General features: G+C 40.8%; 17 protein-coding genes, 1 pseudogene and 1 riboswitch. Of the genes and pseudogenes, 11 read left to right on the top strand and 7 right to left on the bottom strand.

Annotated elements, in window-relative coordinates; genetic code table 11:
* Nucleotides 1-40 precede the first annotated feature (40 nt).
* Nucleotides 41-1,090, top strand: coding sequence for an acyltransferase family protein (locus tag MUN88_RS09140; protein WP_244723547.1), 1,050 nt, complete (start codon nucleotides 41-43; stop codon nucleotides 1,088-1,090).
* Between the two features lie 70 nt (nucleotides 1,091-1,160).
* Here the strand turns inward: MUN88_RS09140 and MUN88_RS09145 are convergent, their stop codons facing one another.
* Nucleotides 1,161-2,021, bottom strand: a complete 861-nt coding sequence (locus MUN88_RS09145; protein WP_244723550.1) for a fructosamine kinase family protein — start codon at nucleotides 2,019-2,021, stop codon at nucleotides 1,161-1,163.
* 140 nt (nucleotides 2,022-2,161) lie between these two features.
* Here MUN88_RS09145 and MUN88_RS09150 point away from each other — a divergent pair, with 140 nt between their 5' ends.
* From MUN88_RS09150 to MUN88_RS09165, 4 genes are all read left to right on the top strand, one after another.
* Nucleotides 2,162-3,499 carry a sodium-dependent transporter gene (locus MUN88_RS09150; RefSeq protein WP_244723553.1) on the top strand — a complete coding sequence of 446 codons (1,338 nt, stop codon included), beginning with the start codon at nucleotides 2,162-2,164 and terminating at the stop codon, nucleotides 3,497-3,499.
* Nucleotides 3,500-3,522: 23 nt separating this feature from the next.
* The gene (locus MUN88_RS09155) at nucleotides 3,523-3,801 is read left to right on the top strand and encodes a YwdI family protein (protein WP_244723556.1); all 279 of its coding nucleotides are present in this window, start codon (nucleotides 3,523-3,525) and stop codon (nucleotides 3,799-3,801) included.
* Nucleotides 3,802-3,822: 21 nt separating this feature from the next.
* Complete coding sequence (locus MUN88_RS09160) at nucleotides 3,823-4,191, top strand: DUF423 domain-containing protein (RefSeq protein WP_244723559.1); 369 nt, start codon at nucleotides 3,823-3,825, stop codon at nucleotides 4,189-4,191.
* Nucleotides 4,192-4,281: 90 nt separating this feature from the next.
* On the top strand, nucleotides 4,282-5,001 hold the full coding sequence (locus MUN88_RS09165; protein ID WP_244723562.1) for a serine/threonine protein kinase: 720 nt from the start codon (nucleotides 4,282-4,284) through the stop codon (nucleotides 4,999-5,001).
* Here MUN88_RS09165 and MUN88_RS09170 read toward each other — a convergent pair.
* The 3 genes from MUN88_RS09170 to hemQ form a co-directional block, all read right to left on the bottom strand.
* A complete protein-coding gene (locus tag MUN88_RS09170) occupies nucleotides 4,966-5,214 on the bottom strand; it encodes a hypothetical protein (protein ID WP_244723565.1) in 249 nt (82 codons plus the stop codon). The genes MUN88_RS09165 and MUN88_RS09170 overlap by 36 nt on opposite strands.
* A 70-nt stretch (nucleotides 5,215-5,284) precedes the next feature.
* Nucleotides 5,285-5,767, bottom strand: coding sequence for a spore coat protein GerQ (gerQ, locus tag MUN88_RS09175; RefSeq protein ID WP_369809968.1), 483 nt, complete (start codon nucleotides 5,765-5,767; stop codon nucleotides 5,285-5,287).
* Nucleotides 5,768-5,959: 192 nt separating this feature from the next.
* A complete protein-coding gene (hemQ, locus tag MUN88_RS09180; RefSeq protein WP_244723568.1) occupies nucleotides 5,960-6,706 on the bottom strand; it encodes a hydrogen peroxide-dependent heme synthase in 747 nt (248 codons plus the stop codon).
* Between the two features lie 215 nt (nucleotides 6,707-6,921).
* Between hemQ and pta the strand changes: the two genes are divergently transcribed.
* From pta to menC, 4 genes are all read left to right on the top strand, one after another.
* Nucleotides 6,922-7,911 carry a phosphate acetyltransferase gene (pta, locus tag MUN88_RS09185; RefSeq protein ID WP_244723571.1) on the top strand — a complete coding sequence of 330 codons (990 nt, stop codon included), beginning with the start codon at nucleotides 6,922-6,924 and terminating at the stop codon, nucleotides 7,909-7,911.
* A gap of 214 nt (nucleotides 7,912-8,125) precedes the next feature.
* Nucleotides 8,126-8,515: an NERD domain-containing protein gene (locus MUN88_RS09190; RefSeq protein WP_244723573.1), complete on the top strand. Its 390-nt coding sequence runs from the start codon at nucleotides 8,126-8,128 to the stop codon at nucleotides 8,513-8,515.
* A complete protein-coding gene (locus MUN88_RS09195) occupies nucleotides 8,512-9,168 on the top strand; it encodes a TetR/AcrR family transcriptional regulator (protein WP_244723575.1) in 657 nt (218 codons plus the stop codon). The genes MUN88_RS09190 and MUN88_RS09195 overlap by 4 nt, the downstream gene beginning before the upstream one ends.
* A 35-nt stretch (nucleotides 9,169-9,203) precedes the next feature.
* Nucleotides 9,204-10,292 (top strand): o-succinylbenzoate synthase, encoded by a 1,089-nt coding sequence (gene menC, locus MUN88_RS09200; RefSeq protein WP_244723577.1) that lies wholly within the window; start codon nucleotides 9,204-9,206, stop codon nucleotides 10,290-10,292.
* Here menC and MUN88_RS09205 read toward each other — a convergent pair.
* The 3 genes from MUN88_RS09205 to MUN88_RS09215 all read right to left on the bottom strand — a co-directional run bounded on the left by MUN88_RS09205 (nucleotide 10,285) and on the right by MUN88_RS09215 (nucleotide 13,200).
* Nucleotides 10,285-11,106, bottom strand: coding sequence for a lipoate--protein ligase family protein (locus MUN88_RS09205; protein ID WP_244723579.1), 822 nt, complete (start codon nucleotides 11,104-11,106; stop codon nucleotides 10,285-10,287). The genes menC and MUN88_RS09205 overlap by 8 nt on opposite strands.
* Before the next feature lie 109 nt (nucleotides 11,107-11,215).
* On the bottom strand, nucleotides 11,216-12,538 hold the full coding sequence (locus tag MUN88_RS09210) for a TrkH family potassium uptake protein (protein ID WP_244723581.1): 1,323 nt from the start codon (nucleotides 12,536-12,538) through the stop codon (nucleotides 11,216-11,218).
* On the bottom strand, nucleotides 12,535-13,200 hold the full coding sequence (locus MUN88_RS09215) for a potassium channel family protein (protein WP_244723583.1): 666 nt from the start codon (nucleotides 13,198-13,200) through the stop codon (nucleotides 12,535-12,537). The genes MUN88_RS09210 and MUN88_RS09215 overlap by 4 nt, the downstream gene beginning before the upstream one ends.
* Nucleotides 13,201-13,272: 72 nt before the next feature.
* A riboswitch (cyclic di-AMP (ydaO/yuaA leader) is annotated at nucleotides 13,273-13,426 on the bottom strand.
* A gap of 216 nt (nucleotides 13,427-13,642) precedes the next feature.
* On the opposite strand from MUN88_RS09215, the pseudogene MUN88_RS21715 reads away from it, so the two are divergent.
* Nucleotides 13,643-13,966, top strand: a pseudogene (locus MUN88_RS21715) (cation diffusion facilitator family transporter); the annotation flags it as partial.
* A gap of 36 nt (nucleotides 13,967-14,002) precedes the next feature.
* Complete coding sequence (locus tag MUN88_RS21870; protein ID WP_244724431.1) at nucleotides 14,003-14,125, top strand: cation transporter dimerization domain-containing protein; 123 nt, start codon at nucleotides 14,003-14,005, stop codon at nucleotides 14,123-14,125.
* The last annotated feature ends 12 nt before the right edge of the window (nucleotides 14,126-14,137 follow it).

A 14,137-nucleotide genomic window follows, 5' to 3' on the forward strand; every position in this document is an offset into this window, starting at 1 on the left:
GGGTATTATGGAAATAACGAAAAGTAAGGGAGAATGTAAAATGCAAAGAGAAGCATACTTTGATAATGCCAAACTCTTATTTATTTTTTTGGTAGTATTCGGGCATTTAATTCAGCCCCTTAAAGAAAATATAGAATTAGTAAATGTACTTTATCAATGGATATATTTATTTCACATGCCAATATTCGTATTGGTAAGCGGTTTTTTTGCAAAAGGAATTGGTAACAAGCAATATATCGGCAAATTAGCAAGGCGAATCCTTGTACCATATTTACTGTTCCAAGCGTTTTATTTCCTCTATTTTTTAGGGATAGGGAAGGACAGCTGGGACACCACCTTATATGATCCGTTATGGGGATTATGGTTCCTGCTTAGTTTATTCAGCTGGCACTTGCTCCTGATAGGATATAAAAAAATGAAGCCGAGATACGGGATACCACTCGCCTTCGCGGTTGGGGTTGTGGCGGGGTATATCTCATGGATAGGACCTAGTTTTAGTTTATCCCGGACACTGGTGTTTTTTCCGTTCTTTTTAATCGGTTACTGGTTAACGAAGGACCAACTGTTTAAATGGCAAACGAAAGGAATGAAAATAGCAGCAATTAGTGTACTTGTCGTTATATTTGCGATCTGCTTTATCGAGCCAGGCGTTCCATCTGAATGGATGTTCGGATCTAAATCCTATCAAACGTTAGAGGCAGGTATGTATGGTGGGGTATTCCGATCAATGTTATATGCTGTTTCAACCTTAATGGTGTTTGCCATTTTATTATTGGTGCCAAGACGTGGATTTACTTTTACCGTGCTAGGTCAAAATACGATGTATGTCTATCTGTTGCACGGTATCATTATTCAATATGTGCGTGAGGCGAGTTTATTGAGAGTGGATCATAATCTCGACACGATTGGAATGGGGATTATCGCAGCAGCTATCGTCTGGTTCCTGGCTTCCAAGCCGGTTGTAACCTTCACACAACCAATTGTCGAAGGAAAATTTAACAATATCCAGCAATGGTGGCAAAACAGAAAAGAACAGAAAGCCTACCATTATCAAGAAAATACCAGAGAACATTACTCATCCGCTAAATAAAAAATAAAAAGCCGAACAGAACACAAAACGTGCTATGTTCGGCTTTTCTTAAATTGTTATCTCCCAACCTCTATACTGAGTAATGAGCTAATAATCGATCCACACTGGATCCATATGCTTCACCAAATAAGTTCAAATGCACCAGCAAATAGAACAGTTGATAGAGCGGTTTAACGTCTTCATAATAATCTTCTAATGGAAACGAAGTCTGATAGCTTTGGTAAAAATGAGCGGGAAAGCCACTGAATAACTCGGTGAATGCTATTTCAAACAGATGGTCACCATAAAGGACAGACGGATCAATCAGATAAGGCTGGCCGTGAGCACCAGTTAGCCAATTACCACCCCACAAATCACCGTGCAATAACGATACACGGGGCTTGGCCGGAATAAATCGTTCGAGATTCACTAGCAGTTGTTCTAATCTCGCCTGACGGATGCCAGTCATACGACCGTTCGTTATCGCCAGATCCATTTGCGGTCTTAAGCGCTTGTCCCGATAGTAATCCACCCAATTGTCATACCAATGATTATTTTGGGTTAATGCACCGACGTACGTTCTCTGATCCAATCCATATTGCGTGCCGACATCGGTGGTATGCATGGCAGCTAATTGTTCACCTAACCAGTTACCTGTTTGTTTGGTTGGCCGGCCGTCAATCCATTCCATAATCAATGTCATTTCCTGATCTGCAGCGTCATGATCAACATGATAAACAGCAGGGACCGCAATCGTTTCGGTATTCCTGATCCGATCTAATCCATCTGCTTCTATTTGAAAGAAATCCGCTGGGACATCCTGGTTCGTTTTGACAAAATATTGATGGTTCGCTGTCTGTACATAATAAGCTTGATTAATATCGCCCCCAGAAACTGGTTGAACCTTCTCAATAGTGCTCTGATCGCCCATTAATTTGATTTTTTCCTGCATCACAACTCCTCCTCAATCGGGCAGTCATATTAAAACATGTTTACATCATTATATCATCATAAAATCAAGGTAGAAAAGCGAATGCTTATCATGTACAATAAGGAAAGCTTTTATAAATTTGTTGAATGAGGTGTAACAATTTGCAACGAGAAAATTGGACTTCGAGAATTGGGTTTATGCTGGCCGCAATGGGCTCAGCAGTTGGCTTAGGAAATATTTGGCGTTTCTCTTACGTAGCAGGTGAAAGTGGTGGAGGCGCATTTTTAATTTTATATATTTTAAGTGTGTTAGTTATTGGTATTCCATTGTTGCTCGTCGAGGTAAGTATTGGAAGAAAGGCGCGTCAGGATATTGTCGGATCCTATAAAAAACTAGCTCCCGGCAAACCATGGTATATGCTAGGTTATCTAGGTGTTGCCAGTGCCTTTTTAATATTAAGTTTTTACAGTGTTGTAGCAGGGTGGGCGTTGTATTACTGGTGGCGCTACCTTACAGGCTCGATGTCTGTCATGCCTGATATCGGCTTTGGCGGATCTTTTGAGAGCTTTATTGCGCAAGATTACGCTCCGTTAGGCTGGCATGCCTTGTTTATGGTGATTACGATGTTCATCGTCCTTGGCGGTGTGCAAAAAGGAATCGAATTAGCGAACAAAATTTTAATGCCATTATTAGCGCTTATGATGATAGGTTTGGCGATTTACAGTGTGACATTGCCAGGAGCTTCAGAAGGGTTAGCGTTTTTATTTAAACCAGACTGGTCAGTGCTTGAAGATCCGAGCGTTTATATTTCGGCGTTAGGGCAGGCATTTTTCTCCTTAAGTCTTGGTGTAGGAACAATGATGACTTATGGAAGTTACTTAACCAAAGATCACAAACTGCCTACTGCCACTGTTGGTATTGGGATCATGGATACATTCTTTGCGATTATTTCAGGGATCGTCATTTTTCCGGCGGTATTTGCCTTTGGAATTGATCCAAGCTCAGGACCACCGCTTGTGTTTATTACCTTACCGGAAATTTTCTATCAAATGAGTTTCGGTGGTATTGTTGGCTTTATCTTCTTTACGGCCTTAAGCTTGGCAGCTATTTCTTCTTCGATCTCCCTGTTGGAAGTGCCGGTAGCCTATTTGATGCGTGCCCGTAATATATCAAGAAAAAAGGCATCACTGATCGCAAGTATCGTCATTTTTATCTCCGGTATTACCGTTTCACTTGGTATGGGAAAATGGAGTGGCGTCACTTTGATTGGCGATCACAACATTTTAGATTCCTTTGATTATATAACGTCCAATGTGTTCCTGCCGGTTGGCGGATTGACGATGGCGGTCTTTGTCGGCTGGTATTTTACCAGAAGCGAGGCATTAGAAGCTGCGGATTTAACGAAAAGTGCGTTGGCGTCGATTTGGTTAGTATTAATTCGAATTGTCGCACCGATTATAATCATTATTATTTTCTTAAATTCACTAGGAATTGTATAATGACAGTGAGAGGATGAAATAAGATGGCGATAACGAATCAGCAGATTTTGCGAAAAATTATAACAGAATGCGAACAAGCATTGCACAATGAATCAAAAGTCCGCGAACATGCGAAAGCTGTCCAATCGTTGACTGATTTATTGCTGGAGCAAGAGTTCACAACAACGACCACAAGCAGTTCGTCCATTGATCCTGTAGAGTGGGAGAAGATGGTGGGGCAACCAACCCCGAAACCAGCAACAACAGACAGTAAGAAGTTAAAGGAAGAAGATGCGAATGGAGATTCGTTACTTGACTTTTAATATAGGGGAGAGAGACAACGAATGAAGATATTTTTATTGTTAGGTATCCTGAATGGTTTTCTTGCCGTAGCATTAGGCGCATTCGGTGCACATGGACTGGAAGGGAAATTATCCGAGAAAATGCTCGCAACATGGGATAAAGCAGTGCTGTATCAGATGTTCCATACTGTAGCATTACTCGCAACTGGTTTACTGATGCAGAAGTATACCGGAGGAAGCATCGTTTCTGCGGGCTGGTTCTTCTTTGCCGGGATTGTGCTGTTCTCTGGCAGTCTGTATGTGTATTCGACTACTGCAATTAAGACGTTTGCGATGATCACACCACTTGGCGGCCTGGCCTTTTTAATCGGCTGGGTACTGTTAGGTTACGCAGTCATGAAGTTTGTGTAAAGAACATAAGATAGAATACGTTGAACGGTGAAAGAGGGATGTTGGATGAACACCCTCTTTTTCTATAAAAAACTGCTTGGAGATGGGATCATGACGACAAACTGGAGGAAAGCAGGCGAGGCTTTACGTAAGATCGAGGTGGAATCCACTTCACAGAATCAGCCAGTACTTATCAGAGGAACGTCTGATGAGCTGAAATGCATTGGAATTGGTACAGATGCGGCTGTTTTTCAGCATGTGGATATACCGGAATATGCGTTCAAGCTATATGCTAAAGACAAAATGCACAAGCTGTCAGTAGAGGAAGCGATTTATCAACAGCTGGGAGAGAACCAATTTTTCCCGACCTGTTATGGGGCAACAGAGCAATACCTCGTGATTAGTTATGAAGAAGGCATCACGTTATTTGATTGCATCTTGCAAGGTGTCTACATTCCGAAAGAAGTGATAGCAGAAGTGGAAGAGGCGCGTGATTATGTGCGACAGCTTGGTCTCAATCCACGTGATATTCATACGAAAAATATTTTGCTGCAAAATGGGCGCGCCAAAATCATCGATGTCTCGGAGTATTCGCAAGCAGGCAATGATTTCCGTTGGGAACATTTGAAGAAAGCATATGATGAGCATTACCATTTGATTGCGAATAAGCCGATTCCATTCTGGGTGGTGGAAACGGTAAGGAAGTGGTACAATCAGCGCTCCCGAAATTATCCGACATTTGATGAGTTTGTCGGGGCTGTTTTAAAATGGACCACTTTTTCCAAACAGAATCTGTCAAACAAAGAAGAGAAGGATAGCGATTCCAAGTAGGCCGAGACCTCGGAACAACTGCTGCGAGAAGAATAACGGTGGGCGGCCAAGCTTCCATTCTTTAAAAGCTTCCATGAAAAAGTTGACGCTTAAACTGGTTAAAGCAAGCACCCAGAGCAGGACCGAATGGTATTGCCAGGCTAACACAATTAATGCGAGGGAGATGCAAAAAAAGCTAATCATTACTTCGTGCGTTTCTGCTTTTTTATTCATGGTTCTGCCTCCTGAAAAAGAAGATAAAGGAAATCCGCTGGTCTCAGAGGGCCAGCGGATTTTAGTTCTATTAGCGTGGTGCGTAGGTGGCCATTTGTGCATTATATGGATATTCGTAGACTATTTCTTCATCAAACGTAATGTAATCTAAGTATACCATCAATAGGATGTAGCGTTTGCCTGTATCAGGATCACTCAAAATGATGTGGTCACGACCTGCTGCTTCAATAATCCCTTTGAAAATTTTCGCATTCCAGCGATCATTGTTTTCAAATGTCATATAAACAGTAGCCTGCTTTCCTTTGTTCAGACGCAAAATGTTCTCAATATACGATTCTTCCATTGGAAGCATGCCAGGTGTGGCAGTCATGCCTGGTGGTTGTTGTTGAGCGTATGGATATTGCTGCTGCATTTGGTTATACATTGGATACGAGTATCCCCCGTTGGTATAACCGTCCTGCATACCATAATAATTTTGCGGGATATATGGCTGAGTAGTTGTCGGCTGCTGCTGTCTGCTTTGACTTTGATTTGGGTTTTGTCCTTGACTCATCTTTGAAAAGCTCCTTTCCGTTGTCGGGAATCCATTCGTGCTTTTTTCCGTATTCCTACTAGCCATCTATATGCGGTTTATAAAACAAACATGCATAAAGAAACGAAGGCTTTCACCAAATACTGGCGAAAGCCTTCATTTCCGTATCGTTTGTTCATAAAATTTTTACCACGTCGTAGAAAAAACGTGTGTTTAAACAGCTAAATAAGCTGGGACGTCTTCTGTTTTTAATATATTTCCAACATAGAATGGTCCGAATTCCCCGTAACGGGCACTGACCACATCAAAGCGCATTTCATAAACAATTTTCTTCAGTTGTAACACGTCTTTCGCAAAGAGCGTGACACTCCATTCCCAGTCATCAAAGCCCATTGAGCCGGTAATAACCTGTTTCACTTCACCCGCATATTTTCTGCCGGTAAAACTGTGTTCATACATTAATTGGCGACGTTCATCGAAAGGAAGCATGTACCAGTTGTCATTTCCTTCCCGACGCTTGTCCATTGGGTAAAAACAAATATGATCCCACAGTGGTAATTTCGGTGCTAAACGGGCACGTACACCTGGATTGTCTTCCGGATTGTCACTTTCTTTCGACATATATTTAGAGAGTTCCACCACAGATACATAGGAATAACTAGGCTTAGTAAACTCCGCTATTTTGGACTTATTGAAACGAAGCTCAATCTCACTTAATTCCTGCATTGTCGGACGCAAGATCATAAGAAGAATGTCTGCTTTTTGTCCCATAATAGAATAGAAGGCATGACTGCCGTCTCGGGCCTCAGCTACTTCTTCCCATTCACGGAGCATCGTCTGTAATTCCTCAACTGCCTGCTGACGCTCTTCTTCGGTTGCTTTTTTCCATTTTGTCCAGTCGATGGTTCGTAAATCGTGTAAACAATACCAACCGTCCATTGTTTCTACTGCTTCTGGCATCTATCTTCACTCCTTTGCTTACTATCTCTTGTTTTAATATAACATATTTAGGGGAAAATACTTATTGAAAAGCAATAAGCATCACCTAGTATTTACCATGAATTTGAACAAATAAAAAATTTTCAAGATAAAACGCCTTCATTTTAGCTGATGCTTTCATTATGACACAAAAAGGCGTATCATATAATACAGATAAGATATTGGAGGGTGTAATCATGAGTGATTTATTTACAGATATTAAAAGCAGATTGCAAGGAAATGCTAGAAAAATCGTTTTCCCTGAAGGGTTAGATGAACGAATTTTAACAGCTGCAAGTAAGTTGAAGGAAGACCAATTTGTAGAACCTGTACTAGTCGGAATTCAAGAAAAAATAGAACAGAAAGCAAAAGAATTATCAATTGCTATCGATGGAGTAGAAATTATCGATCCAAGCACATATCCTGCATTTGACGAAATGGTAGCAGCTTTTGTTGAACGAAGAAAAGGAAAAGCAACTGAAGAAGATGCCCGCAAGATTCTATTAGATGAAAACTATTTCGGTACGATGCTTGTTTATATGGGCAACGCAGACGGACTTGTAAGTGGTGCGGCACACTCTACAGCGGACACAGTACGTCCTGCCTTACAAATCATCAAAACAAAAGCCGGTGTCAAAAAGACTTCCGGTGTGTTCGTGATGGTACGTGAGGAAGAGAAATACGTATTCGCAGATTGTGCGATTAACATTTCACCTGACAGCCAGGATCTTGCTGAGATTGCCATTGGCAGTGCAGAAACAGCGAAGCTTTTCAATATCGATCCTCGTGTAGCAATGCTAAGTTTCTCCACTAAAGGATCAGCGAAATCAGATGAAACAGAAAAAGTGGCAGAAGCAGTAAAAGTAGCGAAAGAAATGGCACCAGATGTAACGTTAGATGGCGAGTTCCAATTCGACGCAGCATTCGTCCCGTCTGTAGCAGAGAAAAAAGCACCAGGCTCTGTCCTGAAAGGGGACGCCAACGTATTCGTATTCCCAAGCTTAGAAGCAGGAAACATCGGCTACAAAATTGCCCAACGCCTAGGCGGACTCGACGCAGTTGGCCCAATCCTGCAAGGCTTAAACCAGCCAGTAAATGATCTATCACGCGGCTGCAGCAGTGAAGATGCATATAAATTAGCATTAATCACAGCAGCACAAGCACTAGATGCCTCTGAGGCGAAATAATGTAAGTTAGTATAAAAGCCGAACTAATTGTGTTAGTTCGGCTTTTATGTGGTGTCGAGGAAGCTCGAAGCGATATCATACCACTAACTACCTGTCAAAATGATCTCTAAGCTAGCCAACATAATCCATAATAGAGGCAGTTGTATATGTGCAGGTTTATGTTATGACCTAACCTCATTTTTTGCTATACTAAAATAGCAGAAAGGAGATATTATTGATTCCAGAATCCTCGATCATTTGGCAGCAATACCAGGCACTCTCCGAATTGCTACCTCCTGATCAACCCGGATATTTTCAGATCGCAGAACAATTCAGACGGCATGACATCGGTCAAGCCAGTGAAGACAGCCTCGCATTTTACCTCCAGCAAACACACATTCCACTCGATCTCTGTATAAAAAGACTTCGCCTCGAACATCACGTTCCCTTTCAATTAGATTGGTTGATCTTAACAGAAGCATTTCGCGTTATTTTCGAAGTGAAAGGTCACACTGGAGAAATTTATTTTGATGCCAAATCCCATCAGCTTGTGCGCGAATCAGAGACGAAAAGGAAGTATTTGACGACCCGATCTTGCAGGTTGACCGCCAGTATGCCAATTTGAGAACTTTTTTCAGTGATTACCAAATTGATCAACTACCAACCTACCGCTTTGCAGTCTTTACGAACCCCAACGTTATTCTCAAGCTTCATGATTATACTGAGTATGAAAGAATCCTTACCGTCCAAGAAGTTCCAATTATTTTAGAGCGATTAGCAAATAAGCATACCTCTAAAATCTCTTATCAACAAAATAAACAGATTCGATCCTTCCTAATCTCTCGCCATCAAGAACGATTTAGCGTGATACTAGAAAAACATCAGATTATGTGGGAAGATTTAAAGAAAGGAGTTCCTTGTCCGGATTGCAGCAGGCGTTCGATGATACGAGAAAGAATGCGCTGGCAATGCACGTACTGTGGAACGCGCAGTACGGATGCGCACACAAAGCTTCTCTTTAAGCTCGCCTTACTTACGAATAACCGTCTGACTAAAGCAATGGTGCAAGACTTTTTACAAATCCCAACTGCGGATGCGACAAGAAAGTTAATCGCTCGAGCAGGCTATCATAAGGCAGGAGTAAGAAAAGGTGCTATCTATTATCATCCAGGAATTCCAGCAAGTGGCCATAAAGCACAAGCAAGTGGCCATAAAACTAGTAAAAGTGGCCATAAAAAACAAAAAAAGTGGCCATTAAATCATCAAAAGTGGCCATAAAACATCCAAAAGTGGCCATAAAAGGAGCCACGTCTATGATTACAATCGAAAAATGCATCATACATCGCTTCAAGATGCCGTTGAAGCATCCATTTACGAACAGCAGCACAACGATAACGGAAAAAGATATTATCATTACGGAATTAATCGATCGTGAAGGGCGCAGCGGCTTTGGCGAGTCGGTTGCCTTTGATGCGCCTTGGTATACAGAAGAGACGACGGACACGGTAGCAGTCATGATCGAAAACCATCTGTGGCCACTGATCAGGCATCGAACATTTTCACACCCGGCAGATATTCCGTTCCACACGGTTCACAGAAATCACATGGCGAAAACAGCCATCGAGGGAGCCGTTTGGGATTTATACGCCAAGCAGCAGCAACAACCACTCTACAAAATCATTGGCGGGCAAACGAATACAATTCCGGTCGGAGCGGCGATTGGACTGCAGCCGAGCGATGGCCTTTTGCTAACCAAAATGGAACAAGCTATAAGAGAGGGCTATCAACGGATTAAATTAAAAATAAAGCCAGGGCATGACCTCACATTACTGGAAAAAGTACGCAGCCATTTTCCAGATGTACAGATAATGGTGGATGCTAATTCGGCTTACACCTTACATGATATCGATCATCTCAAAAAGTTTGATGATTATAACTTAATGATGATCGAACAGCCGCTGGCGCACAACGATTTCGTCGATCACGCCCGGCTGCAGGAGCAATTGCAAACGCCGATTTGCCTGGACGAGAGCATTCATACGATGGCGGATGTCCAAACGGCGATCCAGCTAAAAAGCTGCCAGATCATCAGCATGAAACTAGGAAAAGTAGGCGGCTTCACCAATGCGATGCGCATCCACGATTACTGTCAGCAACATGACATACCAGTCTGGTGCGGCGGCATGTTCGAAGCCGGGGTAGGGCGTGCACAATCATTGGCATTGGCGACACTTCCGAACTTTCAATACCCGGCAGATCCCGGTGCATCCGCCCGCTATTGGCGTCAGGACATCATCACACCGGAGGTAAAAGTAGAAAACGGCTGCGTCACGTTACCAGACCAGCCCGGAATCGGCTATCAGGTCCAGCTTCCAAAATCGGATCAAAAGGTACTCACTTGAGTACTTTTTGATTCCGATCAACCATCTGTTTCATCCGCTCTTCAAACACTTCGAGCTCCGAACCTGCTAGATCACGCCATTCCGTGTCACCCAACAGTCCTAATACACGCTCGATACTATCCTCCACCGTCAATGCCTCACTAGTTAATTCAGCTAAAGACATCATCGTTTCCGGCTCCACCACAGGATAAGTAAAACGCTCCGAATCAACGGCATGTCCTTTTTGATAAAAATCACGGATCAATGCTGCACGCTCAGCCCCGCTGCCGCGCACGCATAAATAAATTTGCACCGCGATTCCTTTTTTAACCCGGCGCTGGGAGATCCCTGCAAATTTTTTGCCGCGAATACTTAAATCGTAATCACCGGGACAATAAGAACCAACTACTTCAAAGGCTTCAATCTCATCTGTCAGATCTCGATACATATCCTGTACGAATGCCGTCATCAGCTGATAACCGGAGTGAATACCCATCTCCTGTAAATCTGGCAAAATAAAAGAGAAGTTCAGCACATCCTCATCCAGCACAACTGCGAGTCCACCTGAATTGCGGACGACGACATCATAGCCTGCAGCTTCCAAAAAATCGATAGCCTCACGAATTGCAGGAAGACGACTGTCCAAAATTCCGAGCACCACGGTTTTATCATGGACCCAGAAGCGGCAGGCAATATCATTCTCTGTCCGACCGATCGATTCACATAATGCATCGTCAGCGGCAAAGGATGCCATCGCCGTTCCAAGCGCTTCCGGATCACGGTGATCGACCACTCGTATTTGTTTATCTAAAAAAAATTGCTTCCAATCTTTCATTATTATCCTCCAAACCTTTTCGTACATTTGAATCTACATTATACTATATATAGTAAGTAAATTGTTTATGTAAAATGGAGCGCCGTGGAAAGCGCTCCTTAATTTATTGTTATCCAGTTAATACTCCTTCGTGAGGATATTTTATTTTTTCTTCCTTAGAACTGGCCAATGAAAAAGCTAATGTCAGTGGGCCAAGTTTACCGATAAACATAATCAAAATAATGATAATCTTACCTATCATAGAGAGAGATCCGGTTAAACCAATAGAGAGCCCTACTGTTCCAAATGCAGAAATAACTTCGAATAATATTGTCATAAAAGGTGCTTGTTCTGTAATACTTAATAAAAAGATGGCGGAAAAAATAAAAAATACCCCCATTGTTGCAATAGCTAAAGATCGTAAGATATAAATTTGACTAATCGATCTCTCTGCAATTGTTATTTCTTTTTTACCTTGTAAAAAGGTAAAAACAGCTAATATTATAACTATAAAGGTTGTTAATTTTATACCGCCGCCAGTTGAAGCACTACCGGCTCCAATAAACATGAGTAGAAGCATGAAAAACAAGGTAGGTTCTTCTAAGCTTCCGATATCTAATGTATTAAAACCAGCTGTTCTTGGTGAAGTGGCTTGAAAGTAGGAGGCCCATAGTTTATCTGATAAAGTAGGCAAACCTCCCAATGAATTTAGGTTATTGTATTCTAATATAAAAATAATAAACATAGCCACGATGTTTATTATGAAAGTTCCTGCAATCATTAATTTGGAATGAAGAGATAGTTTCTGAAATTTCTTTTTGTACCATATATCTGAAAGTACAGTAAAACCGATCCCTCCAATAATAAAAAGTCCTGAAATGACAATGTTTGTAATTGGGTCGCCAACATATCCCATCAGACTATCAGACCATAGAGAAAATCCCGCATTATTAAATGCTGAGATAGCATGAAAGAAGCTAAAATACAAACCTTTTCCCCATCCTAAATCAGGTACCCATTTAATTGCTAGAAAAAACATCGCAATCATTTCGATTGTGAGAGAAAAGATAAACAAATTACGTACTAACTTGATAATTCCCCCTATTGAGGTCTGATTTAAAGCTTGTTGAATAATAAGTCTTTCTTTAATGCCAATTCTTTTTCCTAACATAATATAGATGAGAACGGCAAATGACATTATTCCTAATCCACCAAGTTGGATCAAGAGTGCAATAACAATTTCTCCAAAAATAGTAAATGCTACAGGGGTATCCACAACGATTAAGCCCGTTACGGTCATGGCGGAGGTCGCCGTGAATAAGGCATCTAACCAAGTGATGGATGCTGTAGTTGCGATTGGGAGTCTTAATAAAATGGTTCCTATTATTATGCAAATGGCAAAAATAAAAATTAACAATTGAGATGGCTTTAGGTTAATATATTTTCGTTTCATTTCTGTCTCCTATGTTTTTCAAAACGTTCAATATCTTTATTACGACCGATGATAATTAATACATCGTTTTTATAGATCGTTTCATCAGCGGATGGTGAGATAATGGTTTCATCATTTCGTTGAATACCGATAATGTTGCATCCATACTTGTCCCGGATATCTAAGTCTGTTAATGACTTATTATATAATCTGTCAAATGCTAAAATTTCCACGATACTATGGTCTTTGGAAAGTTCAATGAAATCAATCATATTGTCATTGGTTACGTGTTGTGCTATACGCCTTGCCATTTCTCTCTCTGGATGCATAACACGATCTACGCCTATTTTACTTAGTACTTTATGATGATAATTATTTTGTGCCTTGGCCCATACTTTAGGTATTCCCATTTCTTTTAAGAGTAAAGAGGTTAAAATGCTAGCTTCAATATTTTCGCCAAATGAAACAAAGGCATGATCTACATTTCGAACTCCTATTTCTTTCAATGAATTTTCATCAATACCATTTGATCGTACAGAGTGCGTCGCTATTTTGCTGTATTCATCCACTTTAGCAGGATTAATATCAACAGCTAGTACTTCTACATTATTCATACTTGAGAATGACTTTACAAGACTTCCTCCGAATTGTCCTAACCCAAAAACTGCATAGTGCTTTTTCATATTTATCCTTCTTTCTTTAAAATTGAGCACAAAAAAAACCATTCCAAAAAGAATGGTCAATGATAACATTAACCCTTCTCTCTTAAATTGCTGACGAGGTTAGCTGTCGGATTAGGGACTAAGAGTATCCCTTCTTAACGTGAATGGTTAAGATTCACCCCAAGATAAACAAAAGTTATCAAAAGTGGTTCCCCCGCTCAATAACATGATTAAGCTTTAAAAAGGTTTTATTAAATTGATAAAACATACTTTACTCCTTTGAAACAAGATAGTCAATACACATTTTGTAATAATTTTATTATTACTTTATGAAAGATCTAATCTTTTAGTATATACAATTAACTTTGAACATACTAAAAAAGCCAGAGTAGATCTCAGACCACACTCTCCAACACCCATCACTTATTAGTAGGGGATTTTAGAGTTTTTCTAGGTTACTTTGATAGAGGAAACAATCTTTAGAGTTTTAAAAATAGGAGAAAGAGCAGCAATTATTAGTATTATTGCATACGTGTGCTTATCCATCATAAAAGTTTTAATTGGTTATAATACTGGTTCAGAAGCCTTGAGAGCCGATGGTCTTAATAACGTTACGGATATTTTAGCGTCAATTGTAGTATTAGTAGGATTAAAGTTATCTCAAAAACCTGCAGACCATGATCATCCTTACGGTCACTGGAAAGCTGAAATGGTGGCGTCGATGGTGGGGTCGTTTATTATGATGGCAGTGGGTTTACAAGTATTGTATCAAGCGATCTCTTCTGTATGAAACTATGGTACTAATGTAGTGGTAGATGTTGTGATGCAAGTATATTCTAATCAAGATATCAAAGAAGCTCATGATCTTTCAACCAGAGTAGAAAACCAATTGATAGAAAAACACGATATATTTGATGTTCATGTTCGCATTGAACCAAAATATTAGACTGAAGAAGAC

Origin of the sequence: Gracilibacillus caseinilyticus, assembly GCF_022919115.1 — a bacterium.
GTDB classification, from domain to species: Bacteria; Bacillota; Bacilli; order Bacillales; family Amphibacillaceae; genus Gracilibacillus; species Gracilibacillus caseinilyticus.